This window comes from Mesorhizobium sp. P2_F5, from assembly GCF_056403715.1.
The window spans coordinates 1-25,662 of sequence record NZ_JBFUEY010000012.1 but is presented as its reverse complement, the minus strand read 5'-3'; the positions used below and the strand labels follow the sequence as shown (position 1 = coordinate 25,662).

The 25,662-nt window shown below is 62.9% G+C and carries 24 protein-coding genes and 1 tRNA gene; 10 read left to right on the top strand and 15 right to left on the bottom strand.

From position 1 onward, the window contains the following. Nucleotides 1-76: 76 nt before the first annotated feature. A tRNA-Leu gene (locus tag AC1DYO_RS17895) sits at nucleotides 77-159 on the bottom strand. 340 nt (nucleotides 160-499) lie between these two features. Here AC1DYO_RS17895 and tig point away from each other — a divergent pair. From tig to AC1DYO_RS17875, 4 genes are all read left to right on the top strand, one after another. Continuing rightward, complete coding sequence (gene tig / locus AC1DYO_RS17890) at nucleotides 500-1,975, top strand: trigger factor (RefSeq protein WP_477265432.1); 1,476 nt, start codon at nucleotides 500-502, stop codon at nucleotides 1,973-1,975. Between the two features lie 389 nt (nucleotides 1,976-2,364). Next, nucleotides 2,365-2,745, top strand: coding sequence for a c-type cytochrome (locus AC1DYO_RS17885; protein ID WP_477265430.1), 381 nt, complete (start codon nucleotides 2,365-2,367; stop codon nucleotides 2,743-2,745). Between the two features lie 52 nt (nucleotides 2,746-2,797). Next, complete coding sequence (gene cyoE, locus AC1DYO_RS17880) at nucleotides 2,798-3,730, top strand: heme o synthase (RefSeq protein WP_477265429.1); 933 nt, start codon at nucleotides 2,798-2,800, stop codon at nucleotides 3,728-3,730. A gap of 377 nt (nucleotides 3,731-4,107) precedes the next feature. Next, nucleotides 4,108-4,926, top strand: a complete 819-nt coding sequence (locus tag AC1DYO_RS17875) for a DUF2189 domain-containing protein (RefSeq protein ID WP_477265427.1) — start codon at nucleotides 4,108-4,110, stop codon at nucleotides 4,924-4,926. A gap of 54 nt (nucleotides 4,927-4,980) precedes the next feature. Here the strand turns inward: AC1DYO_RS17875 and AC1DYO_RS17870 are convergent, their stop codons facing one another. From AC1DYO_RS17870 to AC1DYO_RS17840, 7 genes are all read right to left on the bottom strand, one after another. Continuing rightward, nucleotides 4,981-5,454, bottom strand: coding sequence for an aminoacyl-tRNA deacylase (locus AC1DYO_RS17870; protein ID WP_181056106.1), 474 nt, complete (start codon nucleotides 5,452-5,454; stop codon nucleotides 4,981-4,983). A 196-nt stretch (nucleotides 5,455-5,650) separates the two neighbouring features. Then, the gene (locus AC1DYO_RS17865; protein ID WP_477265424.1) at nucleotides 5,651-6,055 is read right to left on the bottom strand and encodes a cytochrome C oxidase subunit IV family protein; all 405 of its coding nucleotides are present in this window, start codon (nucleotides 6,053-6,055) and stop codon (nucleotides 5,651-5,653) included. A gap of 9 nt (nucleotides 6,056-6,064) precedes the next feature. Then, complete coding sequence (locus AC1DYO_RS17860) at nucleotides 6,065-6,787, bottom strand: heme-copper oxidase subunit III family protein (protein WP_477265422.1); 723 nt, start codon at nucleotides 6,785-6,787, stop codon at nucleotides 6,065-6,067. A gap of 13 nt (nucleotides 6,788-6,800) precedes the next feature. Next, a complete protein-coding gene (locus AC1DYO_RS17855) occupies nucleotides 6,801-7,505 on the bottom strand; it encodes a cytochrome c oxidase subunit 3 (protein ID WP_477265420.1) in 705 nt (234 codons plus the stop codon). Next, nucleotides 7,502-9,271 (bottom strand): cytochrome c oxidase subunit I, encoded by a 1,770-nt coding sequence (gene ctaD / locus AC1DYO_RS17850; RefSeq protein ID WP_477265418.1) that lies wholly within the window; start codon nucleotides 9,269-9,271, stop codon nucleotides 7,502-7,504. Before ctaD ends, AC1DYO_RS17855 begins: the two co-directional genes overlap by 4 nt. Before the next feature lie 24 nt (nucleotides 9,272-9,295). After that, nucleotides 9,296-10,180, bottom strand: coding sequence for a cytochrome c oxidase subunit II (locus AC1DYO_RS17845; RefSeq protein ID WP_477265416.1), 885 nt, complete (start codon nucleotides 10,178-10,180; stop codon nucleotides 9,296-9,298). Nucleotides 10,181-10,423: 243 nt separating this feature from the next. Further along, on the bottom strand, nucleotides 10,424-11,350 hold the full coding sequence (locus AC1DYO_RS17840) for a DMT family transporter (protein WP_477265414.1): 927 nt from the start codon (nucleotides 11,348-11,350) through the stop codon (nucleotides 10,424-10,426). Between the two features lie 162 nt (nucleotides 11,351-11,512). Here AC1DYO_RS17840 and AC1DYO_RS17835 point away from each other — a divergent pair, with 162 nt between their 5' ends. Both AC1DYO_RS17835 and AC1DYO_RS17830 read left to right on the top strand, forming a co-directional pair. Continuing rightward, the gene (locus AC1DYO_RS17835; RefSeq protein ID WP_477265412.1) at nucleotides 11,513-12,445 is read left to right on the top strand and encodes a LysR family transcriptional regulator; all 933 of its coding nucleotides are present in this window, start codon (nucleotides 11,513-11,515) and stop codon (nucleotides 12,443-12,445) included. Between the two features lie 198 nt (nucleotides 12,446-12,643). Beyond that, entirely contained in the window at nucleotides 12,644-13,423 is a 780-nt protein-coding gene (locus tag AC1DYO_RS17830) for an alpha/beta hydrolase (protein ID WP_477265659.1), read from the top strand. 113 nt (nucleotides 13,424-13,536) lie between these two features. Here AC1DYO_RS17830 and radC read toward each other — a convergent pair whose 3' ends face one another. Together radC and AC1DYO_RS17820 are read right to left on the bottom strand one after the other, a co-directional pair. Next, on the bottom strand, nucleotides 13,537-14,304 hold the full coding sequence (radC, locus tag AC1DYO_RS17825; RefSeq protein ID WP_477265410.1) for a RadC family protein: 768 nt from the start codon (nucleotides 14,302-14,304) through the stop codon (nucleotides 13,537-13,539). Nucleotides 14,305-14,449: 145 nt separating this feature from the next. After that, nucleotides 14,450-15,352 (bottom strand): LysR family transcriptional regulator, encoded by a 903-nt coding sequence (locus AC1DYO_RS17820; RefSeq protein ID WP_477265408.1) that lies wholly within the window; start codon nucleotides 15,350-15,352, stop codon nucleotides 14,450-14,452. Nucleotides 15,353-15,459: 107 nt separating this feature from the next. Between AC1DYO_RS17820 and AC1DYO_RS17815 the strand changes: the two genes are divergently transcribed. Both AC1DYO_RS17815 and AC1DYO_RS17810 read left to right on the top strand, forming a co-directional pair. Continuing rightward, nucleotides 15,460-16,215 (top strand): SDR family oxidoreductase, encoded by a 756-nt coding sequence (locus AC1DYO_RS17815; RefSeq protein WP_477265406.1) that lies wholly within the window; start codon nucleotides 15,460-15,462, stop codon nucleotides 16,213-16,215. Between the two features lie 59 nt (nucleotides 16,216-16,274). Next, nucleotides 16,275-17,177 carry an SDR family oxidoreductase gene (locus AC1DYO_RS17810; protein WP_477265404.1) on the top strand — a complete coding sequence of 301 codons (903 nt, stop codon included), beginning with the start codon at nucleotides 16,275-16,277 and terminating at the stop codon, nucleotides 17,175-17,177. A gap of 54 nt (nucleotides 17,178-17,231) precedes the next feature. Here AC1DYO_RS17810 and map read toward each other — a convergent pair whose 3' ends face one another. Beyond that, complete coding sequence (gene map / locus AC1DYO_RS17805) at nucleotides 17,232-18,059, bottom strand: type I methionyl aminopeptidase (protein WP_477265402.1); 828 nt, start codon at nucleotides 18,057-18,059, stop codon at nucleotides 17,232-17,234. A gap of 316 nt (nucleotides 18,060-18,375) precedes the next feature. Between map and AC1DYO_RS17800 the strand changes: the two genes are divergently transcribed. Continuing rightward, nucleotides 18,376-18,672 carry a DUF982 domain-containing protein gene (locus AC1DYO_RS17800; RefSeq protein ID WP_181061247.1) on the top strand — a complete coding sequence of 99 codons (297 nt, stop codon included), beginning with the start codon at nucleotides 18,376-18,378 and terminating at the stop codon, nucleotides 18,670-18,672. A gap of 147 nt (nucleotides 18,673-18,819) precedes the next feature. Beyond that, nucleotides 18,820-19,095: a DUF6074 family protein gene (locus AC1DYO_RS17795; RefSeq protein WP_477265400.1), complete on the top strand. Its 276-nt coding sequence runs from the start codon at nucleotides 18,820-18,822 to the stop codon at nucleotides 19,093-19,095. Nucleotides 19,096-19,127: 32 nt separating this feature from the next. Here the strand turns inward: AC1DYO_RS17795 and AC1DYO_RS17790 are convergent, their stop codons facing one another. The 4 genes from AC1DYO_RS17790 to AC1DYO_RS17775 form a co-directional block, all read right to left on the bottom strand. After that, nucleotides 19,128-20,627, bottom strand: a complete 1,500-nt coding sequence (locus AC1DYO_RS17790) for an efflux transporter outer membrane subunit (protein WP_477265398.1) — start codon at nucleotides 20,625-20,627, stop codon at nucleotides 19,128-19,130. Between the two features lie 10 nt (nucleotides 20,628-20,637). Then, nucleotides 20,638-23,775, bottom strand: coding sequence for an efflux RND transporter permease subunit (locus AC1DYO_RS17785; RefSeq protein ID WP_477265396.1), 3,138 nt, complete (start codon nucleotides 23,773-23,775; stop codon nucleotides 20,638-20,640). Between the two features lie 4 nt (nucleotides 23,776-23,779). Next, nucleotides 23,780-25,048, bottom strand: a complete 1,269-nt coding sequence (locus tag AC1DYO_RS17780; RefSeq protein ID WP_477265394.1) for an efflux RND transporter periplasmic adaptor subunit — start codon at nucleotides 25,046-25,048, stop codon at nucleotides 23,780-23,782. 249 nt (nucleotides 25,049-25,297) lie between these two features. After that, nucleotides 25,298-25,662 (bottom strand): hypothetical protein (locus AC1DYO_RS17775; protein WP_477265392.1); only part of this gene is annotated, 365 nt, incomplete at its 5' end.

The window sequence follows — 25,662 nt, the reverse complement described above, 5'->3', positions numbered from 1 at the left end:
CCAAGGCTTCGGAGGACACCCTTCGCTCTTTCGAGCTTCCCGTGGCCTGCCACCCGAAGCTCGAAAGAGCGAAGGGTGGTGCGGGTAGAGGGACTCGAACCCCCACGATCACTCGCCAGAACCTAAATCTGGTGCGTCTACCAGTTCCGCCATACCCGCGTGGCCCGGCAATCCCATGTAGCCATCATTCTGTCAATGTCGGGGCGAAAATGGCGGCAATTCGCTGCAACGCGAAGATGGTTGAAAATTAGCCTCGCCTGTGACAAAAGGCGTGTCAAATGTGACGGGACGCGCCGATCCGCTTCTGCAGAATGTGATAAGAAGTAGGAAAAACAAGAACTTATTCACATCTTGGAACGCAGTTTGGAAGAGTTTGAGCCGTAATTTCGGTCAAATCGCCAGGTTCCGTACCAAAAGCCATTCCCGGCAAGATTGTACCGGCAGGCTGTGAACGGCAAAGCGCCGTGGCAGTCTCTTTGGTGAAGATAAAGGTTTTACGATGCAGGTCACCGAAACGCTCAACTCCGGTCTCAAGCGCGAGATCAAGATCACCGTGCCGGCCGGTGATATGGAAGCCAAGCTTATGGCGCGGCTGTCCGATGCCCGCGACAAGGTCCGCATCAACGGCTTCCGTCCCGGCAAGGTGCCGGTCCAGCACCTGCGCAAGGTCTACGGCAAGTCGTTCATGGCCGAAGTGGTCAACGAGATCCTTAACGATTCGACCCGTTCGATCATCACCGGGCGCGGCGAAAAGGCCGCCATGCAGCCCGAAGTGATCATGACCGAGGACGAGAAAGAGGCCGAGAAGATCCTGGCCGGCGGCGCCGACTTCGAATTCCGCCTCAACTATGAGATCATCCCGGCGATCGAGATCAAGGATTTCTCCGACATCAAGGTGACTCGCCAGGTGTTCGAAGTGCCGGACAGCGAGATCGGCGAGCAGGTCCAGCGCGTCGCCGAATCGGCACGCAGCTTCGAGCCGAAGACCGGCAAGGCCGCCGAGGGCGACCGCGTTTCGATCGACTATGTCGGCAAGATCGACGGCGAGGCCTTCTCCGGCGGCGCCGGCACCGACCAGCCGCTGGTGCTCGGCTCCAAGGAATTCATCCCGGGTTTTGAGGACCAGCTCATCGGCTCCAAGGCCGGCGACGAAAAGCAGGTCACGGTCACCTTCCCGGAAAACTACCAGGCGGCGCATCTGGCCGGCAAGGAAGCCACCTTCGACGTCACCGTCAAGGAAGTGTCCAAGCCCGGCGCGCTGGAAATCAATGACGAGATGGCCAAGAATCTCGGCCTGGAATCGCTGGAGCGCCTGCGCGACGTGGTGCGTGGCCAGATCGAGAACCAGTTCGGTTCGATGACCCGCCAGAAGGTCAAGCGCCAGCTGCTCGACCAGCTTGACGCGGCCTATTCGTTCGAAGCGCCGTCGAAGCTCGTCGATGCCGAGTTCAACAACATCTGGACCCAGGTCAACCGCGACCTCGAGGCTGCCGGCCGTACCTTCGCCGACGAAGAGACGACGGAAGAAGAGGCACGCGCCGAATATCTGCGCCTTGCCGAGCGCCGCGTGCGCCTCGGCCTGGTTCTGGCCGAAATCGGCGAGAAGGCCGGCGTCACCGTTTCGGACGAGGAATTGCAGCGCGGTCTGTTCGAGCAGGTGCGCCGCTATCCGGCCAACCAGCAGCAGGAAGCCTTCGAGTTCTACCGCAGCAACCCGGAAGCGCTGAACACGTTGCGCGCGCCGATGTTCGAGGAGAAGGTCGTCGACCATCTGCTCGGCCAGATCTCGGTTACCGACGTCAAGGTCAGCAAGGAAGAGCTGATGGCCGACGACGAAGAGACCGATACAGCCAAGGCCAAGCCGGCAAAGAAGGCCGCTGCCAAGAAGGCCGACAAGGCTGAAAAGGCCGACGACGCGGAAGAGCCCAAGAAGAAGGCCGCGCCGAAGAAGAAGGCCGCCAAGGACGCCGAATAAGCGCCTGAAGACAAGATCAGAAAAGGCCGCCCTTGAGGCGGCCTTTTTCGTTGTGGCGGATGTGCCTTGAGCCACCGCAAACCACCTAGAGCGCTTCACCGTTTCATGGAAACGGCGAGCCGCTCTATGTATTTGTTCTTACGCAATTCCCAACGGAAAGCGCTACGCGCTTTTCCCGGGAAAACCGCTTCACACTTTTCCTGGAATTGCTCTAAACCTTTGTACGGTCGACCTGTTCTACCTGCCGGCCAGATTCTGTGGTAGACAGGTGCCGCAAGTCCATTTGGGGGAGAAAGCGGAGAATCTATTCTGCCGTGCAAGGCGTATGCTGGCGGTATCGGCATGTGCAGACGGTCTCAGGCAAATTTGACGATCAGGGAGGAAATGCCATGCGCTTGGTTGCGTTTTTCGCCGTCGTGTCTGTTGCAACCTTCATCGCCAATCCATCGCGGGCACAGGATGCTGCGGCGGGCGAGAAGGTCTTCACCAAATGCAAGGTCTGCCACGTCGCAGACGTAGACACGAACAAGATCGGTCCTTCGTTGCACGGCGTTATCGGCCGGACGGCCGGCACGCATCCGGATTTCAAATATTCTGAAGCCATGATCGCCGCCGGCAAATCCGGCGTCAAATGGGATGAACCGACGCTGACGACTTACCTTCACGATCCCAAGGCCATGGTCAAAGGCACGAAGATGGCGTTTCCCGGCCTCAAGAAGGACGAGGACGTCGCCAACGTCATCGCCTATCTGAAGCAATTTTCCCAGTAGCCTGGCTCTTCGGCCGGCTAGGCTGCCCGTTTTCCATCCATGGTCGTGTCAAATGTCGGTCAAGGAAAGCCTCAAGGATACCGGCGTCCGCCTCTCGGAAGCGACGGCCGCTGATTTCTTTGCGCTCTTGAAGCCGCGGGTCATGGCGCTTGCCGTCTTTACCGCTTTCGTCGGTCTGATGGTGGCGCCCGGCGCGATGAACCCGGTCATCGCCGTGATCGCAATAGGCGCGATTGCGGTTGGAGCGGGAGCGGCCGGAGCGCTCAACATGTGGTACGACGCGGACATCGACGCGCTGATGTCGCGCACGTCAAAGCGGCCGGTTCCGTCAGGCCGCGTCACGCCCGGCGAAGCTCTCGGCTTCGGCCTGGTGCTGTCCGCGCTTTCGGTCATGACGCTCGGCGTGCTGGTGGGCTGGCTTGCTGCGTCTCTGCTGGCCTTCACCATCTTTTTCTACGTCGTCATCTATACGATGTGGCTGAAGCGCTCGACGCCGCAGAACATCGTCATCGGCGGCGCGGCGGGTGCCCTTCCTCCGATGATTGGCTGGGCGGCGGCGACTGGCGCCATCGGCATTGAAAGCCTCATCCTGTTCCTGATCATTTTCCTGTGGACGCCGCCGCATTTCTGGGCGCTCGCGCTATTCAAGGCCGGCGACTACGCCGCTGCCGGCATCCCGATGATGCCGAACGTGGCCGGCCAGGCCTCGACCAGAAGGCAGATCTTCGCCTATTCACTGCTCCTGGCACCAATCGGCGTGCTGCCTTGGGCGTTCGGATTCACGAGCGGGGTCTATGGGATTATTTCGGCGGCATTGGGCGCCGGTTTCATCTGGCACGCCTGGAAGGCTCTGGTCATTCCCGACAAGGAGATGAAGCCCGCAAAGGCGCTGTTTGCCTATTCGATTTTCTATCTTTTCGCGATCTTTGCCGTGCTGCTTGCCGACACCATCGCGATGCGCGCGTTCATGTCAGCCGGAGGTTGACAGCTTTACCGCTGTTCTCGGAACCCTCGCCGGGTCGAGACGGCAGGTCGGTGATCGCCGCACCGAAAACGTTGCACGCCAGGATCGGCTCACGATGGTAGAGCACAGAATCCAAGGATCAGCAGAGCGACGATTCCAAGGCCGAGCAGCAGAATTGTTTTTCCGTCCATCACCGACACCTTCGATTGGAGAGGATATCGAAGAAAGGCCTCAAGAGCCAGCGTATGGCCTTCCGAGCCTTTGTGACAAAAGGGCGACAAGTTCCAGGCAATGGGGTATGTTGATTGCGGTGCAGGTCGCGGTTTTGCGTGGCCAGTCATGCAGAACGGCAGCACCGTGAAACCGCGACCTTACCGGACCTGGTCTGGAGGAACGGCATGACAAGTTTTCACGTGATTGCAGGCGCCAGCGAAACGCTGGAACACACCAAAATTCGAAAAATCGGTGTTTCCGATCTTTTCGACGCACTCAAACGCGGTGTTGACGATTTCATGGTCAAACCGTCGCACATCGTTTTTCTTTGCCTGATCTATCCGCTTGTCGGCGTCGTGCTCGCTGCCTGGACTTCGGGCGCCAATGCGCTGCCGATGTTGTTTCCGCTGGTGTCCGGCTTTGCGCTGATCGGTCCATTCGCAGCGATCGGCCTCTATGAGATCAGCCGCAGGCGAGAAGCCGGGCTCGACACCTCCTGGAGGCACGCTTTCGAGGTCAGGAATTCTCCGGCGCTGCCAGCCATCGCGGCGGTCGGAATCATGCTGGTTGCAATCTTCATCGCCTGGCTTTTGACGGCGCAGGTGTTCTACCAATATCTCTTCGGCCCGGCTCCGCCGGCATCGATATCCGGCTTCATCAATGAAATATTTGCCACCGGACGCGGTTGGTCGCTGATTATCCTGGGGCACGCCATCGGCTTCGTCTTCGCCGTGGTGGTGTTGTGCACAACGGTCGTCGCCTTCCCATTGTTGCTCGACCGCGATGTCGGCGCCTACGAAGCCATCCACACCTCGGTGCGAGCGGTGCTGGCGAACCCGATCCCCATGGCCGTCTGGGGACTGATTGTCGCCGTCGCCCTCATCATCGGCTCGCTGCCGGTGTTTGCCGGGCTGGCGGTGGTGCTGCCGATCCTCGGTCACGCCACCTGGCATGTCTACCGCAAGGTTGTGGAACCGCCGTCGCCCGCCAGGCCGACGAGTTGACGATATCCGGCTGGGCTGCACCGGCGAGAGTGCCGGTGCAGACGGTTGATTTTTTCAGTAGGCAGCGTGGCTGAAGCGGGCGTGACGTGCGTCCATCGTCAGATTGTGGAAATCCTTGCCGCTGACATGCACCAGCGTCCTGTGGTCGCCGCCCTCGAAATAGATGTCGGCGGCTTCGCCGAGGCTGTCGTCGAGGATCACCGGGACATCGTAGGCCGCGCCGATCGGTGGAATGGCGCCGGTGTCACAATCGCCGAAGAGTGACACCACCTCGTCTTCGGAGGCGAGTCCAAGACGCCTGTCCATGACGTCCTGCAGTGTACCGAGCTCGATTCTGTGCGTGCTTGGGACCACGGCCAGCGCATAACCGAGTTCGTGGTGAACGACCACCGATTTGGCCATCATGCTGCCGGGCACATGCGCGGCAATGGCGGACTGCCTGCTCGTCGATGTGCGATGATGGGCGACGGTGTCGTAGGAGATTCCTCTCCCGTCAATGTAGTCCTTCAGTCTATTTGCGATCGTCATCTTCGGCCTCCCTGCTGGAGTTCGCGGCGCATTGGAAACGAAGGCAATCATTCTCCTCCGATCGTTTCCGATAATAGCAAGATGGATCAGCCGCCGCTTGTTTCAAGGCAGCAGCAGCTCGACCCGGACCGCAGTCAGGATCCTGCGGTTCCTGACTGGAAATGCCGCGGGCGAAGCCTCAAATCCGGACTGTGCGTCAGGGCCCGGGCCCGAAAAACGACATCCGGGTGAGAAGCGTGTAATCCGCTTCGAACAGCATCATGGCCACGAACACCAGTATCAGAACCGGCGGCAGGATGATCGCATAGGCCAGCGCCAGCCGCTCCCAGGCCATGTGCATGAACACGGCGACGATCAGCCCCGCCTTGAGGATCATGAAGATCAGGATCAGCGACCATCTGAGATAGCCGTGGAGGCCGAAATAATCGACCAGGTAGGAGCAGGTGCTGAGTATGAACAGCCATGCCCAGACCACCATATAGAGCTTGATCGGGTGTTCCTGATGAACCTCCGCCTGGGCGACGCCGGTCGCTGGCGCATCATGCGCATGGGCAGCGTGAAGTGCGTGTTGCCCAAGCCCGTTTGCGGTTGCTTCAGCCATGTCAGCCTCTCACCAAAGATAGAAGAATGCGAAAATGAACACCCAGACCAGATCGACGAAATGCCAGTAGAGTCCCATGATTTCGACGTTCTCGTAGCGACCCCTGCGGCTGGTGAAGAAGCCGGGACGTCCGACGTCGTAGTCTCCACGCCAGACCTTTCGCGCCACGATGATGAGGAAGATCACCCCGATCGTCACATGCGTGCCGTGGAAGCCGGTGATCATGAAGAAAGTCGAACCGAATTGCGCCGCGCCCCATGGATTGCCCCACGGCCGTACGCCTTCGGTGATCAGCTTGGTCCATTCGAAGGCTTGCATGCCGACGAAGGTGGCTCCTAGTGCTGYCGTCAAAAGCATGAGGATTGCCGTTTTGCGGCGGTCGCGGCGATAGCCGAAATTGACCGCCATGGCCATCGTTCCGCTGCTCGATATCAGCACGAAGGTCATGATGGCGATCAGGATCAGTGGAATGTCCGAACCGCCGATACGAAGCGCAAAGACCTCGCTCGGGTTGGGCCAGGGCACGCGCGTGGAGACGCGCGCGGTCATATAGGAGAGCAGGAAGCAGCCGAAGATGAAGGTGTCGCTGAGCAGGAAGATCCACATCATGGCCTTGCCCCAGGACACGTTCTTGAACGCGCGCTGATCCGACGACCAGTCGGCGGCGATTCCTTGCCAGCCTGCGGGCCGCGACTCCGTTTGGCCGGTGTGCGTCAGTGTCGTTTCTGCCATGCTCCTCGACCTCCTAGGTCAGCAACTGCCGGCAAATATCGATGAACGTCGCGGCCCAGCCAGCCAAAAGAGCGAAGATGGCGAGCCAGACGAAAAGCAGGAAATGCCAGTACATGGCGCATAATTCGACGCTGAGGCGAAGCCGTTCCGGCCGTGCTCCGTTCCAGGCGCCGGCGGTTGTCCTGCTCAGGCCCACCAGCCCTCCCACTATGTGCAGGCCGTGCATCCCGGTTATCAGGTAGAAAAAACTGTTGGCCGGATTGGAGGCCAGAAAATAACCATCGGCGGTCAGGTCCCGCCATGCCATGAGCTGCCCGACGAGGAAGGCGAGCGCGGTGAGCCCAGCCGCGGCAAGGCCGAGCCTGACCGTGTCCATCTGGCCCTTGCGCGCCGCTACCGAGGCGCATTGCAGCGCGATGCTGCTCAGGACCAGCATGCCGGTGTTGAGCCAGAGCAGGCGTGGCATCGGCAGCGGCTGCCAGTCCGACAGCGCCATACGCATGAAGTAGGCGCTGGTGAACAGCGCGAACAGGCAACCGACGACGGCAAGGAAGACACCGAGGCCGATCTTGGCGGTCGGCAGGCCCGACCGGTCGAAGGCGACAAAATCTCCCGCCACACCTTGCTCGAGCCATGGCTTGGTCATCAGCCGCTGATGCGAGAGCCACCAGCCGGCAAAGCCGGCGATCACGAGCAGGAAGACCAGGATGACGCTCATGCCGGCTCCCTGGAGGGGCCGAAGGTGCCCGGCATATTTTGCGGAATGAAGTCCTCCTTGGCGCCCGGCACGCTGTAGTCATAGGCCCAGCGATAGACGATCGGCAGATCCTTGCCGAAATTGCCATGCGCCGGTGGTGTCTGCGGCGTCTGCCATTCGAGTGTCGTGGCTCGCCATGGATTGCCACCGGCCTCGCGGCCATGGCGGATGCTCCAGATCAGGTTGAACAGGAACACCATCTGGGCAAAGCCGACGATGAACGCCATGATGCTGATGAACGAGTTCAGATGGTGGGCAGACTCCGTCATGACAGTCATGTCGGTCAGTTCGGCGTAGCGCCGCGGCACGCCCATCAGGCCGAGGTAGTGCATGGGGAAGAAGATCAGGTAGGCGCCGAGGAACGTGACCCAGAAATGGAACCGGCCGAGCGTCTCGTTGAGCATCCGGCCGGTGACCTTCGGGTACCAATGGTAGATCGCGCCGAAAACCACGACGATCGGAGCGACACCCATGACCATATGGAAGTGGGCGACGACGAACATCGTGTCCGACAGCGGAACGTCGACGACGACGTTGCCGAGAAACAAGCCGGTCAGCCCGCCATTGACGAAAGTGACGATGAAGGCCAGGGCAAACAGCATCGGTATGGTGAGATGGATGTCGCCGCGCCATAAGGTCAGCACCCAATTATAAACCTTGATGGCGGTCGGAACGGCGATGATCAATGTCGTGGTGGCGAAGAAGAAGCCGAAATAGGGATCCATGCCGCTGACATACATGTGATGTGCCCAGACCACGAAGCTCAGCGCGCCAATGCCAACGATGGCCCAGACCATCATTCGATAGCCGAAGATATTCTTGCGCGCATGGGTGCTGATCAGGTCGGACACGATGCCGAAGGCCGGCAGCGCCACGATGTAGACTTCGGGATGGCCGAAGAACCAGAACAGGTGCTGGAACAGGATCGGGCTGCCGCCATTGTGCGGCAGTTGCTCGCCCATCTCGGCAATCGCCGGCATGAAGAAGCTGGTGCCGAGCACGCGGTCAAGCAGCATCATTACGCAGGCGACGAACAGCGCCGGAAAGGCAAGCAGCGCCATCACGGTCGCGGTGAAGATGCCCCAGACGGTCAACGGCAGGCGCATCATGGTCATGCCGCGCGTGCGGGCCTGCAGCACCGTCACGACATAGTTCAGGCCGCCCATGGTGAAGCCGATGATGAACAGGATCAGCGAGACGAGCATCAGGATGATGCCCCAGTCCTGGCCGCCTGGCGTGCCGCTGGTGATGGCTTGTGGCGGGTAGAGCGTCCAGCCGGCGCCCGTCGGTCCGCCGGGCGCAAAGAAACTCGACACCAGAACCAGCACGGCAAGCAGGTAGATCCAGTAGCTCAGCATGTTGACATAGGGAAAGACCATGTCGCGGGCACCGACCATCAGCGGGATCAGATAGTTGCCGAAGCCGCCGAGGAAGAGTGCCGTGAGCAGGTAGATCACCATGATCATGCCGTGCATGGTGATGAACTGGTAGTAGGCTTCCGGGGTGATGAAGTCGAACGTGCCGGGGAAGCCGAGCTGCAGGCGCATCAGCCAGGACAAGACCAGGGCGACCAGGCCGATGGCCGTTGCGGTCCCCGCATACTGGATCGCGATGACCTTGGCGTCCTGCGAGAAGACATACTTCGTCCACCAGCTGTGCGGATGGTAGAGTTCCATTTCCGCGACTTCGGCGGGCGGGACGGCATCTGCAGGCGTGACATCGACCATAGGCGGAGCACCTCCGTGCCCTTTTCAGCGGGACCCGACAGTTTCGAGTTTTACCGCAACTTTCAAAGCTGACGCCGTCGCGTTGTCCGGCGTCTGTTCCGCCGAGCCCGTCTGCTGGGGCGCCGACAATTGCGCGAACGTCTGCTGCTGGCCGAGCCAGGCCACATAGTCCTGCTCGGTGTCGACCATGACGATGCCATGCATCATCGGATGGCCCTGGCCGCAAAGCTCGGCGCACAGGACCTGGAAGGTTCCGATCTTGGTCGGGGTAAACCAGAAATAAGTGACCGAGCCCGGGATCATGTCCATCTTGGCGCGGAATTCCGGGACATAGAAATCATGCAGCACATCGATCGAGCGCAGCAGCATCTTGACCGGCTTGCCGACCGGCAGATGCAGGTCGGCCGCCTCGACCACGACATCGTCCTGGCCGTTGGGATCCTTGGCGATGACGCCCAGCGGGTTGTCGGCCGTGACGTCGCGGGTGTCGGATGTGCCGAGCTTGCCGTCCTTGCCCGGCAAGCGGAAACTCCACTGCCATTGCTGGCCGACGACTTCGACCACGGTTGCGTCGCTTGGAACGTTGACGAATCGGCTCCAGACAAACAGGCCGGGAACCAGCAAGGCCGTGACGCCTACCCCGGTGATGATCGTCAGCCACCATTCGAGCCGCTTGTTTTCCGGTTCGTAGGCAGCCCGGCTGCCTTCGCGGTGACGGAAGCGGAAGACGCAATAGGCCATGAACAGCACCACGGCGGCGAAAACGACGCCGGTGATCCAAAAGGTGATGATGATGGTGCTGTCGATATAGTCCCAGTTCGAGGCAATCGGAGTCCACCACCATGGGCTCAGGAAGTGGAACAACACCGAGCCCAAGACGATCAAAACGAGTACTACCACTATGGGCATGTCCCGTTCCTCCCGGTATTCCAAGGGCGCGAAGCCATCTACGAAAATACCAAAGTGCATCATGCGTGATTTGCGATCGAAATTCTAGAGCCGGCTGTGGAAGGGGCGAAAAATTGCTTTTGCGGCGCCGGACCTTGCTTCGTTGGTGACATCGCGGCGACACCTCGACCCCCAGATCAGGGAGGGACAGGAGCCGGTGATCGATTTCGGCTGAGGCTCGCCACATGTGTCGCGCCAGCGGGATCAGAGCGCCTTGATGACGATGCAGCCGGCCAGAAGCAGCACGACGCCGGCAAGCCGCATGCCCGACACCAGCCGCTGCGGCAGGTGAAACCAGCCGAACGTGTCGACGAAGATGCTGGCGACCTGCTGGCCCGCCACCGTCAGGCTGACGGCTGCCGCCGCACCGATGACGGGGATGGCGGTGAACACGGTCGTGACATAGGTGGCGCCCGCGAAGCCGCCGAGCCAGCCCCACCAGGGCATCGATGACAGGCCTGCTAGGCGAGGGCGGGGCGCCTTCGTCAGGGCAAGTGTGGCCACAAGCACCGCGGCCATCGCCAGCATCGCCACCAGGAACGAGATGGTGCCGACAGCAAACGGCGCGCCGCCAAGGTCGTGCCGGAGCAAGGCGTTCACCGCACCTTGCACTGGCAGCACCGCGCCTGCCAGCAGCGCCAGCCCGATCCAGCCCAGTTTCGAAGGCGACAGATTATCCGCCGCACCCTTCTGTTCGAGAACGATGAGGGCAGCACCGACAAGCACGATGAGCACGCCAAAGGCAGGCCCGGCGCGCAGTCCGGCTTCCGGAATCCCCAGCCAGCCGAATGTGTCGAGAGCGAAGGATGCAAGCATCTGCCCGGCGATGAACAGCCCGACGGACACGACGGCGCCAAGGCGAGGGAACAAAAGAATGGTCGAAACGACGTAGAAGGCCGAGGCCGTGCCGCCAATTGCGTGCCACCATTCGGCTTTGCGAACGGCGAGCAGCGCCGGCGTTGTTCCCGTAAGGGCTGTGATCGACAGCAGCACGATGGCGCCGACCGCGAGCTGAAGCGTGGTAGCGGCAAAGGGCGAGCCGACGGCCTTTGACAGTTGTGCGTTGGCGCCGGCCTGAACTGCGAGCAGGCCGCCGGCGACAAGCGCCAGGGGGACGAAGAGGATTTCCACGATTGTATTCCCTAGATTTGGGTGGCGCGACTGTTGGGCGTATATGGCCTGCGCGCCTGTGCAGATCGATCTGCCGATTTGCCTACTTGCTCTGCATTCATGCACAGGTAGCACTGCATTTGGCTCGCCAGCGACATAGATTTCCCTTATCTTTCTGCAAGAATGCACAGCTCTCGCGACCATATCGACTGGGAAGATCTGCGCATGGTGCTGGCCGTCGCCGAGGGCGCTTCGCTGGCGGCCGCGGCGCGCATACTGGGCGTGAACCACACCACTGTGCTGCGGCGCGTCAACGCGTTCGAGGCGCGGCTTGGCATCCGTCTTTTCGACAGGCTGCCGACGGGCTATGCGCTTACCGCCGGCGGCGAGGAGCTGCTGGGTGCCGCGCGCGCAATGGCCGAGACGGTCAATGAGCTGGCGCGCAAACTGTCGGGGCAGGATCTCAGGTTCGAAGGCACGTTGCGGATTACCACCACCGACACGCTGATGGTGTCGGTGCTGCCTCCGATCCTGGCTGCGTTTCACAAGCTCCATCCCGGCATACAGGTCGAGGCGATGACGCAGAATTCGATTGCCAATCTGACGCATCGGGATGCCGACGTGGCGATCCGGCCGGTGTCGCAGCCGCAGGAAATCCTGGTCGGCAGGCGCATTTCGGGCGTCGCCTTCGCCGCCTATGCGGCGCGCTCCTATGCCGAGACGCTGCCAGCGGAGCCGAAATTCGATTCGCTGCGCTGGATCGCGCCCGATGACAGCTTGGCCAACACCGGCGTCGCCCGCTGGATGCGGTCGTCACTGCCGAATGCCGAGATTGCCTTGCGCGCCGATTCCCTGGTGACGATGTCGCACGCTGCCGGCGCCGGCATGGGGGTTGCCGCACTTCCCTGTTATCTCGGCGACAGTCTGCCCGGGCTTGTGCGGGTCGGAGGGCTGATCGAGGAGATCGGCTCGGCGCTGTGGGTGCTGGTGCATGACGATTTGCGCCGCACCGCGCGCGTGCACGCCTTCACCAAATTCGTCTCCGCCGAGTTGCAGCAGCGGCGCGATCTTCTGGAAGGCAGGCTCGCCGGCGTGCTCGAGAGGAATGCCAGCTGAAGCGCGTGTGTTCGGGTTCAGCCCAGCAAAAAGCCCCGAACTCGGCGAGAGCCCGAGGCATGCGATCACGAAGCGGTGACGGCCGTAACGAGGGCCCGGCAGGCTGCGAAGACTGGATGAAGGCGCCGGGCGAAACATTCTGCGGCGCGTCCCAGCCGAAGTCTGGGCGCGATCCGCCAACCTCTCAAGGAATCCACGATCATGATAAATCGGCGTACTTTCTCCACCGCGCTCGTCGCGGGGGTGGCAACGAGCCTGTTGGCCGGCTCCCACACGGCGCGAGCGCAGACGGCCCCCAAGGTTCGCAATGTCGTTCTGGTCCATGGTGCCTATGCGGATGGGTCGTGCTGGTCGGAGGTGGTTGGCCAGCTGCAACAGGCAGGCCTCAACGCAACCGTCGTCCAGCACCCGCTGACCACGCTGGAGGCTGGTGTCGAGGCAACGCGGCGTGCGATCGCTCTCCAGGATGGACCGACAGTCCTTGTCGGACACTCTTTTGCCGGGATGATCGTCACCGAGGCAGGAATGGATCCAAAGGTTTCCTCGCTCGTCTATGTCGCGGCGCGCGCGCCGGATGCCGGCGAAGACTACACGGCGCTCGCCAAGACTTTTGCGGCGCCGCCCGCCTCCGCCGGCCTTGTCTGGTCCGCAGGCTATGGCAAGCTCGGCGAGGAGGCTTTCCTGCGCGATTTCGCTGGCGATATTCCTCGCGAGAAGGCGCGCATCCTCTACGCCGTCCAGGGGCCGATCTCGGACAAGCTTTTCACCGGCAAGACAACGCAAGCGGCCTGGCGCTCGAAGCCAAGCTGGTATGCGGTCTCGACCGAGGATCGCACGATCAACCCCGATCTCGAGCGCTTCATGGCAAAGCGCATGAACGCAAAGACCATCGAAGTGAAGGCAAGCCATCTGTCGTTGATCTCTCACCCGCACGAGATCGCCGGGCTCATCTCGCAAGCAGCCGGGTCGCTCAGCTAAAGAGATTGGCCGGATCTGGGGCGGCATGGAAATCAGCCGCCTCAGGGCTCGTTCGAATGCGTGGGGCTAGTACTACTGCGGCCTCCGCATTTGCCCTCCCGCCCGACGTCGGCTCAGATCAACAACAAGCCCTTCATCGAGGCATTGCCCTTCTTGCCGATGATGATGTGGTCATGGACGGCGATGCCGAGCGGCTTGGCGCTGTCGATGATCTGCCTGGTCATTTCGATGTCGGCGCGCGACGGCGTCGGGTCGCCCGAGGGATGGTTGTGCACCAGGATGACGGCGCTGGCCGACAGTTCCAGCGCGCGCTTGATCACTTCGCGCGGATAGACCGGCGTGTGGTCGACGGTCCCGACCTGCTGCACCTCGTCGGCGATCAGCACGTTCTTCTTGTCGAGGAACAGAATACGGAACTGTTCGCGGTTCTCGAACGCCATGGCCGAGCGGCAGTACGCAAGAAGCTGCGTCCAGTTGGACAGCACCTCGCGGTCGCGGACTTCCGCGCGCGCCATGCGCTGCGCGGCAGCGGCAATCACTTTCAGATCGACGGCCACAGCGGGGCCGATGCCTTTCACCTCCTGCAGCAGCGCCACCGGCGCGCCAAGCACTTCGCCAAAAGTACCGAAACGCGCCAAAAGCGCCTTGGCGATCGGCTTGGTGTCGACGCGCGGGATCAGGCGAAACAGCAGCAGTTCAAGGAGTTCGTAGTCGGGCAAGGCGTCAGGGCCGCCGGCGACGAAGCGGTCGCGCAAGCGGTCGCGATGGCCGTGATAGTGCGGCTTCTCCGTCGGTTTGTCTTTTGGCGCCTTGTCCTTCGCCGGCGGTTCAATCCACCGCTCGGAGAAAAAGCCTCGCTCGTCGTCGCCACTCTTCCCCATCCATCCCCCCGAGGTTTCGGCAAGATTAGAGCGACAGGCAGCCGGAGGTCGAGTTCTTTTCGGCGCCAGGCGTAAGGCCGGCGGTGAACGAACTGCGTCTGCCGTATCGAGGCCTCAGAGGATAAGGCAGCTGGCGTGGGGTGCTTCATTCCGCCGGCGCGGTTCGATTGCGGAACTGCTGAGCCATCCAGTCGATGAACACGCGCAGGCGCGGCGACAATTGCCGCGTGGGCGAATAGAGGACGTGCACCGGCAAGGGCGAGGGCGGAAAGCCGGCGAGCACCTCGACCAGCGCGCCGCTCGCCAGTTCCGAGACGACCCGGTAGCGTGGGACCTGGATCAGCCCGAGGCCCAAGCATGCGGAAGCGACATTGGTCTCCGGGCCGGTCACCGTGACCATGGCGGGCAAGGTGAACTGGCGGATCTTGCCGTCCACGACGAAGACGAGTGGGATGATCTCGGCTGCGTCCGGCGCCATCAGGCCGACCATTTCGTGTCCCTCCAGATCATCGGGCGTCTGCGGCGTGCCGAAGCGGCTGAGATAGTCAGGGCTGGCGAAGGTGCCCCTTTCCAACGTCGCCAGGCGCCGCTTGATCAGCGGACTGTCGGCCAGTTCGCCGGCACGTAGGAGGCAGTCGAACCCTTCGCGGATCATATCCAATGGCTGGTGCATCTCGCTGATATGCAGCCGAATATCGGGATACAGCTCCCGAAAGCGGGGCAGGCCCGGCAGCAGGAAATATCGCGCCTGGGTTCCGTGCATGTCGACGCGGACTAGGCCCGACGGCTTGGCGCCGACAAAGGCGCCCTCCGCGTCTTCCAGATCGGCAACCAGGCTGACGCAGCGCTGATAGTAGGCTTCGCCGTCCAGTGTCGGACTGACCTGACGGGTCGTGCGCTGCAACAGCCGCACGCCCAGCCGCGCCTCCAGCCCCTTCACTGCATCAGTGACGGATGAGCGGGGCAGACCAAGATCGTCGGCGGCCTTGGTGAAGCTGCGCCGCTCGACGATGCGGATGAAGACGCGCATGGCGTCGAAGCGATCCATTGTTCGAATTCCCGATTAATGATGTCGGATTATGTCTGATTATCCGCAATGCGGGAAGGCGCATCTTGCTGTCAGCCGATCAACGGCATCCAAAAAGGAGACAGACCATGACCAACCAGACCATCAGCAACCAGGCCGGCAAAATCGCCATCGTCACCGGCGCCTCGSGYGGCATCGGCGCCGCCGTTGCCGAGCGCCTCGCCAGGGACGGCTTCACCGTGGTGGTGAACTATGCCGGCAATGCGGCTGCCGCAGAGGCGGTTGTCGCCAGGATCGAAGCGGCCGGCGGCAGGGCGGTGGCGGCCAAGGCCGACATCTCGGACGCAGCTGCGGTGGTCCGCATGTTCGACACGGTCGAAACCGCTTTCGGCGGCGTCGACGTGCTGATCAACAATGCCGGCATCATGAACCTCGCCACCATCGCCGACAGTGACGATGCGCTATTCGACCGCCACATCGCCGTCAATCTCAAGGGCACCTTCAACACATTGCGTGAAGCGGCGAAGCGTCTGCGCGACGGCGGCCGGATCGTGAATTTCTCGTCCAGCGTCGTCGGCCTGCTGCAGCCGACCTATGGCGTCTATGCCGCCACCAAGGCTGCGGTGGAGGCGATGACCAGCGTGCTTGCCAAGGAATTGCGCGGCCGCAACATCACGGTCAACGCCATCGCCCCGGGGCCAACGGCAACCAAGCTGTTCCTCGACGGCAAGCCGCAGGACCTTGTCGATCGCCTGGCCAAATTGGCTCCACTCGAACGTCTCGGCCAGCCTAAGGATATCGCCGACGCGGTCGCCTTCCTCGCCGGCCCGGACGGCGCCTGGATCAACGGCCAGACCCTCAGGGCCAATGGCGGGATCATCTGATCCGGCCGGCCCAGCAACCCTAAACCGCTTCAATCAACTTCATTCAAGGAAACATCGTCATGTCCAAATTCGTCATCCTCGTCACCGGCGCTTCCTCGGGCTTCGGCCTGATGACCGCCAAGTCGCTGGCCGAAGCCGGCCACACCGTCTACGCCACCATGCGCGAGACCACCGGGCGCAATGCGCCACAGGTCGCGGCTGTTGCCGCCTGGGCCACTGAGCACAAGGCCGATCTGCGCACCGCGGAGCTTGACGTGCAGTCGGACGCCTCGGCCGAGGCCGGCATCGCCCACATCATCGCCGATGCGGGCCGGCTGGACGTCATCGTCCACAATACCGGTCACATGGTGTTCGGCCCCGCCGAGGCCTTTACCCCCGACCAGTTCATCCAGCAGTACGACGTCAACGTTCTGGGGTCTCAACGGGTCAATCGCGCCGCACTTCCGCATCTGCGCGGCCAGGGCAAGGGCCTGCTGGTCTGGGTTGGTTCGTCCTCGACACGCGGCGGTACCCCGCCGTTCCTGGCGCCTTACTTCGCCGCCAAGGCGGCGATGGACGCGCTGGCCGTGTCCTATTCCACCGAGCTCGCTCTGTGGGGGATTGAAACCACCATCATGGTTCCCGGCGCCTTCACCAAGGGCACCAATCATTTCGCGCATTCCGGCAAGCCGTCCGATACGGCGCGGGCGGCCGAATATGAGGCCGGGCCCTATGCCGGTATCGCCGATCGGGCGCTGAAGGGGCTGGCCGGCCTCGAGCCCGCCGACGCCGACCCGTCGGAAGTGGCGCGCGAGATCGTTCGCGTCGTCGACATGCCGTTCGGCAAGCGGCCGTTCCGCGTCCATGTCGACCCGTCGCAGGACGGCGCCGAGGTCGTCAACGGCGTCGCCGACCGGGTGCGCCGGGAGATCTACCGCAACATCGGCCTCGAAGACCTGCTTCACCCGGCTGTTGTCGGCTGAGGCGACTGGTGTGAGTTAGTGGGGCGTCAATCGGTCCCGATAAATATCGACCGTTCAGGCCGGCAGGCCGGGGCGGTCGAGCTTGTTTGGCGACAGCGTGAAAATCTCGCAGCCGGTCTCGGTGACGCCGATCGTGTGTTCGTACTGCGCCGACAGCGAGCGGTCGCGCGTCACCGCCGTCCAGCCGTCCGACAGCACTTTCACATGCGGGCGGCCAAGATTGATCATCGGCTCGATGGTAAAGATCATGCCCGGCCGCATCTCGACGCCTTCCGAGGCAGTGCCGTAGTGCAGGATGTTGGGCGCGTCATGAAACAGCTGGCCGACGCCGTGGCCGCAGAAATCGCGCACCACCGAGCAGCGCTCGGCCTCGGCAAAGGTCTGAATGGCAGCGCCGATGGCGCCGGTACGGGCGCCGGGCCGGACCGCCGCGATGCCGCGCATCAGGCATTCATGGGTGACTTCGAGCAGGCGCTCGGCGGCGCGCTTGATGGTGCCGACCGGATACATGCGCGAGGAATCGCCGTGCCAGCCGTCGAGGATGTAGGTGACATCGATGTTGACGATGTCACCGTCCTTCAACGGCTTGTTGTCGGGAATGCCATGGCAGACGACATGATTGATCGAGGTGCAGGACGATTTGGTGTAGCCGCGATAGTTGAGCGTTGCCGGCAGCGCGCCATGGTCCATGCCGTATTCGAAGACGAAACGGTCGATGGTCTCGGTGGTGACGCCCGGCTGGACCATCGGCACCAGCTCGTCGAGGCAGCGTGCGGTGAGATCGCAGGCCTTGCGCATGCCGGCAAAGCCTTCCTCGCCATAGAGGCGGATCTGGCCGGTGTTCCTGAGGGGTGCAGTGGCGGCGTCGAGATAGGTGACCATAGTGTCCGTTTTGCCTGTAAGCGGGCAATGCATATCAGCCCGTTCGAAAATCTCTCCAGATTTGGCACTGGAAGCCGCAAGGTTCAAGGACGAACTGCCGGCGAGGGGCTGGCGCCGGCGATATTCGGTGTTTGAGTGGCCTTGCTAGGCTGTTGAGCCGCAAAGCCGACGTCGCACGGATCACTCGGCAGATACGCCGTAGCCGGCTTGTTTGCGGCGACCGCAGTGACGACACATTTTTGCGCAACAAGCGGTTGAAGCAACTTTTCGGAACGAACGGCGTTGCTGTGGTCGACGCCGTTCGGGAGACTTGGAAATGGACAGATTGCAATTCGAGGTGCCGGTGCGTATCGCACCCGCGCCCGGGCTGCCGGTAGAGGAGATCTACAGCGTCGAACAGGCGCTGGATGTCCTGCATGACTGGCCAAAGAAGCGACAGGGCAAGGTCTATGAGGCGGCGTTCAACGCCTGTTTCGGGGCCACGGTGGACGTGGTCAAGACCGAGGACGCCTGTCGTGCCTTCATGGCATTCTGCCGGGTCAGTGGCCTGCTAGCCAGGGACATGATGGTGACGGCCAAGCGCGGCGGCGAGGCAAGGGGCCTGCGGATCTAGAGTTCTGCTTGGCCTCGAGGCCGACCAACCGACTCGTTCTAATCGGCACGGACTCCGCGCCGTTAAGGTTCCGTTTCCGACTTCACAGCTAGTCATGACGGCGTAGAGCAGCGTCTGATTCGTTGCGTCAGTGTCATGGTGCAGAATATGTCCTCAGCAAATGTGCGCGCCTTTCCGCTAGACCGGCAGACCATGCTGGTGCGCGAGGTCGCCGCCAGGCTGGGCAGGCTGCATGGCGACACGGCCACCTCCTTCTGGAAAGCTACGGCGCGCGAACTCCTCGACAAGGCGATCGCGGCCGGCAGCGATGCGGCTTCGGCCGCCAACGATGTCCGCCGGTTTTTTGCCGCCGTCCAGGACGAGATGCATTTCAAGGCGGACGATGCCGCTCCGGGGCAGCGCCAGACGCGCACCCGCCTTTAGCTTCAAGTAGAAGCACCTCGCCGAAATGCGCGTCACTGCGTGGCGGCCGCCGACGCCAGCCTTGGCCCCGTCTTCACGTCGACGATCTCGGGTTTTGCGCTGTCGATCGTGCCGTCCCAGCCACCACCGAGCGCCTTGTTGAGGGCGACATAGTCGGTGGCAATGGCGATGCGGCTTTGCAAGAGATCGTCCTCGGCCGAATAGAGCGAACGCTCCGCATCCAGCACATCGAGAAGGCTGGCTTCGCCTGCCTTGAACAGCGTGCGCTCGAGATTTGCGGCCTCGCCATAGGATTTCACCGAGGCCGCAAGCTTGCCGTTGCGGATGCGCTCCTGGCGCAGCGCAACGATGGCATTTTCGACGTCTTCGAGCGCCGTCAGCACGGACGCCTTGTAGGCGATGAAATACTGATCGCGCTCGGCCCTGGCGACGTCGGCCGCGGCCTTCAGCTGCCCGGCATTGAAGAGCGGCACGCTGAGCGTCGGCCCGAACGACCAGCCGATGGTGGAATTCTTGCCGAGGTCGCCGAGCTTGAAGGCGGAGGTCTCGATATTGCCGGTCAGGCTGACCGCGGGATAGCGGGCCGCCTCGGCCTGGCCGACCTTGGCGGTATACTGGGCATATTGCCGCTCGGCCATGCGCACATCAGGCCGGGTCAGCAGGATGTCGGCCGGAATGCCTGATGGAAGCGGCAGGCGCGGCGTCGGGATTGGCGCCCCGCGCTTCAGCCGCTCGTTCAGCGCCGCCGGCGGGCGACCGGTGAGCACCGAAAGTCGATGCACGGCTTCCGCGTAGCTGGCCTCCAGCGTCGGCACATCGGCCTCCGTGGCGCTTGCCTGTCCCTGGGCCTTGGCGACGTCGGCCGCCGTCGCCGTACCGGCCAGCAGCATGGTGCGGGTGAGTGCGGCGGTCTGCTGTTGCGATGCGGCGGTGCGCCGTGCCAGCTGGATGCGTGCCTGGTAGCCGCGCGCCTGGGCATAGTAGGAGGCGACGTCGCCGACCAGGGTCAGCAGCGTCGAGCGCAGCTCCTGCTCGGAAGCGTCCACTCCATAGCGGGCAGCCTCGACGCCTCTGCGGTTGGCGCCGAACAGATCGAGTTCCCAGCTGGCGTCGAAGCCGGCCTGGTAATAGCTGTAGGCATCGCTGGCGGCGCCGCCTTCCGTGGTCGCTGCGGTCTTGTTGCGGGTGGCGGAGCCGCTGCCGTCGGCCGTCGGGAACAAGGTCCCGGCGCTCTGGCGGTAACTGGCGCGCGCCTGGCGGATCTTGGCCCTGGCGGTGGCGACATCGAGATTGCCGGCAACTGCCTCGTCAACAAGGCTGTCCAGCTGCGGATCGCGCAGGCGTTGCCACCATTGCGACAGTTGCGGCGGACTGGCCGGTTTGGACGACTTCTGGTCGCTCCATGCCGCCGGCATCGCCAGAAACGGCTTCTGATAGTCCGGCCCGACAACGCAGCCGGAGAGCACGGCGGCGGTAAGTATAGGCGCAAGCGTCCGCCTCGCGGCCCGCGAGCCACGTTCAAAACCTGTCATGGAAGAACCCTTATTGCTGGTTGGCTGCTGCTGGCGCTTCGCCCTGTTTAGCCGCCCCGCCCTTGAAGATACGCCGCACCGTGACGAACAGCAGCGGCACCAGGAATACGCCGATCACCGTCGCAGCGATCATGCCGCCCATGACGCCGATGCCGACGGAGTTCTGCGCGCCCGAGCCGGCACCGTTGGCGATCGCCAGCGGCGTGACGCCGAGGATGAAGGCCAGCGACGTCATCAGGATCGGCCGCAATCGTTGTCGCGCCGCTTCCAGCGTCGCCTCGACCAGACCCATGCCGGCCGTCTGCCGCTCGATGGCGAACTCGACGATGAGGATGGCGTTCTTGGCGGCGAGGCCGATCGTGGTCAGCAAGCCGACCTTGAAATAGACGTCGTTGGTCTGGCCGAACAGGCTTGCCGCGAGCAGTGCGCCAAAGATGCCGATCGGCACCGACAGCATGACCGCGAACGGGATCGACCAACTCTCATAGAGTGCTGCCAGGCACAGGAACACGACCAGCGCCGAGATAGCGTAGAGCGACAGCGCCTGGTTGCCGGAAAGCCTTTCCTGGTGCGACAGCCCGGTCCATTCATGGGAATAGCCGGGCGGCAGTTGCGCCACCAGCCTGTCGATCTCGTCCATCGCGGCGCCGGAGCTGATGCCCGGTGCCGCGGCGCCCTGGATCTCGACCGCGGCCGAGCCATTGTAGCGTTCGAGCCGCGGCGAACCGAATGTCCAGTGGCTGGAGGCGAAGGAGGAGAACGGCACCATGGTGCCGGCGGAGTTGCGGACCTGCCATTTGTCCAGGTCTTCCGGCTGCATGCGGAAGTTCGGGTCCGACTGCAAATAGACCGGCTTGACCCGCCCGCGATCGATGAAATCGTTGACGTAATCGCTGCCCCAGGCGGCCGACAACGTGTTGTTGATGTCGGCGAGGTTGACGCCAAGTGCGCTGGCTTTCTCCTGGTCGATGTCGACCGAGAATTGCGGCTGGTCCTCCTGGCCGTTGGGCCTTGTGGCGGTGAGCAACTTGCTCTGCGCGGCAAGTCCCAGCAGCTGGTTGCGGGTCTGGATCAGTGCATCATGGCCGGCGCCGTTGACGTCCTGCAGGTAGAAGTCGAAGCCGTTGGTGTTGCCAAAACCCTGGATGGCGGGCGGAGCAAGCGCAAAGACCTGCGCATCCCTGATCTTGCGGAAGGCGCCCATGGCGCGGCCGGCGACCGCTTGCGCCGCCAAGGCCGGCGATGAGCGCTGGCTGAACTCCTTCAGCGGCACGAACGCGATGCCGACATTCTGTCCGGCGCCGCCGAAGCCGAAGCCGGAGGCGGTAAACACCCCTGCGACAGCGTCCTTTTCGTCGTTGAGATAGTGGTCGGTGACTTGCTTCAGCACGCGCTCGGTCCGGTCCTGCGTCGCACCGACCGGCAGCGATACGCTGGTGATCAGGATGCCCTGGTCCTCTTCCGGCAGGAAGGAGCTCGGCAGCCGGGCAAACATCCAGCCCATGGCGATGACGATGGCGAGGAAGACGGTGAGGAAACGCCAGGACCGGTTGATGATGCCGTGCGAGCCGTCGCGATAGGCCGTCGTGCCGCGGTCGAAGACGCGGTTGAACCAGCCGAACGGACCGGTCTGCGTCGCGTGGTCCTTGGGCCGGCGCAGGATGGTGGCGCACAGCGCCGGCGTCAGCACCAGTGCGACCAGCACCGACAGCACCATCGCCGAAACGATGGTCACCGAGAATTGCCGGTAGATGATGCCGGTCGAGCCGCCGAAGAAGGCCATCGGCACGAACACCGCCGACAGCACGGTGGCGATGCCGACCAGCGCGCCGGTGATCTCGTTCATCGATTTGCGCGTCGCCTCCTTCGGCGACAGGTCTTCCTCCTGCATGACGCGTTCGACATTTTCGACCACGACGATGGCGTCGTCGACGAGCAGGCCGATGGCCAGCACCATGGCGAACATGGTCAGCGTGTTGATCGAATAGCCGAAGAAGGACAGCACGCCGAACGTGCCGAGCAGCACCACCGGCACGGCGATGGTCGGGATGATGGTGGCGCGCAGATTCTGCAGGAAGACGAACATCACCAGGAACACCAGCACGATCGCCTCGAGCAGCGTCTTGACAACCTCCTCGATCGACAGCCGCACGAAGGGCGAGGTGTCGTAGGGGTAGACGACCTCGACCCCTTGCGGGAAGGTCGAACTCAGCCGGTTGATCGTCGAACGCACCGCTTCCGCCGTGCTGATGGCGTTGGCGCCGGTCGCCAGGTTGATGGCGACGCCGGCTGCCGGCTTGCCGTTGTAATTGGCCTGCGTCGTATAGCTTTCGGCGCCGAGCGCGACGGTAGCGACATCGTTGAGGCGGACCAGCGAGCCGTCGGTCTGGCTCTTCAAGATGATGTTGCGAAACTGTTCGGCGGTCTGCAGCCGGCTCTTGGCGGTCACCGTGGCATTGAGCTGTTGGCCCTTGCGTTGCGGCAGGCCGCCGAGCTGGCCGGCCGACACCTGCGTGTTCTGCGCCTCGATTGCGGCGGCCACGTCGCTCGGCATCAGGGCATATTTAGCGAGCTGGTCGGGGTCGAGCCAGATGCGCATGGCATAGCCGGACCCGAAAAGCTGCGTCGAGCCGACGCCTTCGACGCGCTTCAGCGTGTCATTGATGGTGGAGTCGATATAGTCGGCAAGGTCGGTCGAGTTCATCTTGCCCTCGCTGGAGACGAAGCCGATGACCATCAGGAAGCCGGTCGAGGATTTGGAGACGGTGATGCCGTTGCTCTGCACCACTTGCGGTAGCTGCGACTGCACCAGCTGCAGCTTGTTCTGCGTCTGCACCTGCGCGGTATCGGGATCGGCCGCGGTGGTGAAGGTCAGTGTGATCGAGGCCGCACCGGTCGAGGTCGACGTCGCCGTCATGTAGTCGAGATTGTCGATGCCGGTCATGCCTTGCTCGATGACCTTGGTCACCGAGTTTTCGACCGTCTGGGCATCAGCGCCGGGATAGGTGGCGCTGATGTTGACCGTCGTCGGCGCAATCTGCGGGTATTGCGAGATCGGCAGGGTGGTGAGCGCGAGCAGCCCGCCCAGCATGATCACGATGGCGATCACCCAGGCGAAGATCGGCCGGTTGATGAAGAATGCGGACATCGGCTCAGTTCCCGGTCTTCGGGGCGTTGGCCGCCACTTCGGAGGCGGCGGGCACGGCCGAGGAGGTCTGCGCGCGGTCCTTGACCTCGCCGGTTGCCTCGTCGATCGTCACCTCGACGCCGGTCGCATCGCCGCCCGGGCGCACCAGCTGCACGCCCTCGACGATGACGCGGTCGCCGTCGCCGACACCGGAATCCACAAGCCAGCTGTTGCCGACGGTGTTGCGCACGGCGAGCACACGCTGCTCGACCTTGCCGGCAGCGTTGATGACCATGGCCGTCGCTTCACCCTTGGTGTTGCGGCTGACGGCACGCTGCGGCACCAGGAAACTGTTCTGGGCGACGCCTTCTTCGATGAGCGCGCGCACATACATGCCGGGCAGCAACAGGCGATCCGGGTTGGGGAACTGCGCTCTCAGCGCGAAGGTGCCGGTGGACTGGTCGACATTGGCGCCGGCGAATTCCATCTTGCCGGTCTGCGTATAGACAGTGCCGTTGTCGAGCTTGAGCTTGACCGAGACGTTGGGACCGCTGAACTTCAGCCGGCCTTCATTGATGGCCTGGCGCAAATTGAGCAGGTTGGTGCTTGATTGCGTGACATCGACATTGATCGGATCGAGCGCGCGAATGGTGGTGAGCACAGTGTCCTGGTTGGCGGTGACCAGGGCGCCTGGCGTCAGCGACGACTTGTCGATGCGGCCGGCGATCGGCGCGGTGATCTTGGTGTAGTCGAGATTGATGCGCGCGGTTTCCACACTCGCCTTGGCCGACGCTACATCCGCCTGCGCCTGTGCCAGCGTCGCGGCAGCGTCGTCGTAATCCTGCTGCGAGACGACCTTTTGCGCCAGCAGGCCGGCGTAGCGGTCGAACTTGGACTGAGCGGTAGGCACCGCCGCTTCGGCCTTCTGCTGCGCAGCTTTCGCGCTATCCAGGGCTGCCTGGTAGCTGGCGGGGTTGATGAGATAGAGCGGCTGGCCGACCACGACCTCGCTGCCTTCCTGGAAAAGCCGGGCCTGGATGATGCCATTCACCTGCGGGCGGACATCGGCTGTCAGCGAAGCGCTTGTGCGTCCCGACAGTTCGGCGGTGATGGCAACCGACTGCGGATGCAACGTGACGACACCGACCTCGGGCCGGCCGGCAGCGCCCATGCCTGCCGGGGCTTTGCCCTCTTCTTGCGAGCAGGATGCGAGAAAGAGCGCGGCGCCCAGCATCGCGGCCCAGGATGCGGATCGGCGCGACGGCAGATAGGACTGGCTGGATGGGAGGGGCATAGCGTCGATCATCTTTCGCTGGAGTTGCAGTCGAAGGTCATGGCAATCGGAAGGTCATGGCAGTCGGCTGCGCCCGCTTGCGCGGGGCGTCGAGCAATGCCTCGAAGCGGCTCATCTTGCGCTCCTTCTCGGTGACCAGGGCGTATTCGACAAGGAGAATGAAGTCTTGGCCGCGATGCCCAGCACATCAATAGGCCACTAAGCGGCATTGCGCCAAGCGCTTTGCCTGTGATCAGCAATGGGCGGACTTTACGCAATTTTCTTGTCACGAAGGGCGGCGCTCGACTGCGTCGAAAGCGGCAGCGAAAGGCGCCAGGCAGCGAAGCTCAGCCGAATCTCACCCTTGAGCGTGTCCGCCGGCAGCGTCGGCTGCACGCTTCGCGCGCCATGGCCGGGCGAACCGACTCGGCCACCGACTGGGCCATACGCTGCGATCAGCCGCAGCATCATCAGGGCTTCCCACATTGTGGTGCTTTCGTTGCTTGATGGCGGCCGGAACCGACCACATTGCTTTACGCAATTCCCTAGGGAAAGCGCTCCGCGCTTTTCCCGGGAAAACCGCTTCACACTTTTCCTGGAATTGCTCTTGGGGAGAGAACCGGCCGGCCCGAGAC

Bases quoted from the DNA above. Each gene is read 5' to 3' on its own strand.
- AC1DYO_RS17865 (WP_477265424.1), bottom strand. From the start codon at position 6,055: ATGGCTGAAGCAACCGCAAACGGGCTTGGGCAACACGCACTTCACGCT.
- AC1DYO_RS17780 (WP_477265394.1), bottom strand. From the start codon at position 25,048: ATGCCCCTCCCATCCAGCCAGTCCTATCTGCCGTCGCGCCGATCCGCA.
- radC (WP_477265410.1), bottom strand. From the start codon at position 14,304: ATGGGGAAGAGTGGCGACGACGAGCGAGGCTTTTTCTCCGAGCGGTGG.
- AC1DYO_RS17820 (WP_477265408.1), bottom strand. From the start codon at position 15,352: ATGGATCGCTTCGACGCCATGCGCGTCTTCATCCGCATCGTCGAGCGG.
- AC1DYO_RS17855 (WP_477265420.1), bottom strand. From the start codon at position 7,505: ATGAGCGTCATCCTGGTCTTCCTGCTCGTGATCGCCGGCTTTGCCGGC.
- cyoE (WP_477265429.1), top strand. From the start codon at position 2,798: ATGTCGGTCAAGGAAAGCCTCAAGGATACCGGCGTCCGCCTCTCGGAA.
- AC1DYO_RS17785 (WP_477265396.1), bottom strand. From the start codon at position 23,775: ATGTCCGCATTCTTCATCAACCGGCCGATCTTCGCCTGGGTGATCGCC.
- AC1DYO_RS17875 (WP_477265427.1), top strand. From the start codon at position 4,108: ATGACAAGTTTTCACGTGATTGCAGGCGCCAGCGAAACGCTGGAACAC.
- AC1DYO_RS17810 (WP_477265404.1), top strand. From the start codon at position 16,275: ATGTCCAAATTCGTCATCCTCGTCACCGGCGCTTCCTCGGGCTTCGGC.
- AC1DYO_RS17790 (WP_477265398.1), bottom strand. From the start codon at position 20,627: ATGACAGGTTTTGAACGTGGCTCGCGGGCCGCGAGGCGGACGCTTGCG.
- map (WP_477265402.1), bottom strand. From the start codon at position 18,059: ATGGTCACCTATCTCGACGCCGCCACTGCACCCCTCAGGAACACCGGC.
- AC1DYO_RS17800 (WP_181061247.1), top strand. From the start codon at position 18,376: ATGGACAGATTGCAATTCGAGGTGCCGGTGCGTATCGCACCCGCGCCC.
- AC1DYO_RS17885 (WP_477265430.1), top strand. From the start codon at position 2,365: ATGCGCTTGGTTGCGTTTTTCGCCGTCGTGTCTGTTGCAACCTTCATC.
- ctaD (WP_477265418.1), bottom strand. From the start codon at position 9,271: ATGGTCGATGTCACGCCTGCAGATGCCGTCCCGCCCGCCGAAGTCGCG.
- AC1DYO_RS17795 (WP_477265400.1), top strand. From the start codon at position 18,820: ATGTCCTCAGCAAATGTGCGCGCCTTTCCGCTAGACCGGCAGACCATG.
- tig (WP_477265432.1), top strand. From the start codon at position 500: ATGCAGGTCACCGAAACGCTCAACTCCGGTCTCAAGCGCGAGATCAAG.
- AC1DYO_RS17845 (WP_477265416.1), bottom strand. From the start codon at position 10,180: ATGCCCATAGTGGTAGTACTCGTTTTGATCGTCTTGGGCTCGGTGTTG.
- AC1DYO_RS17835 (WP_477265412.1), top strand. From the start codon at position 11,513: ATGCACAGCTCTCGCGACCATATCGACTGGGAAGATCTGCGCATGGTG.
- AC1DYO_RS17870 (WP_181056106.1), bottom strand. From the start codon at position 5,454: ATGACGATCGCAAATAGACTGAAGGACTACATTGACGGGAGAGGAATC.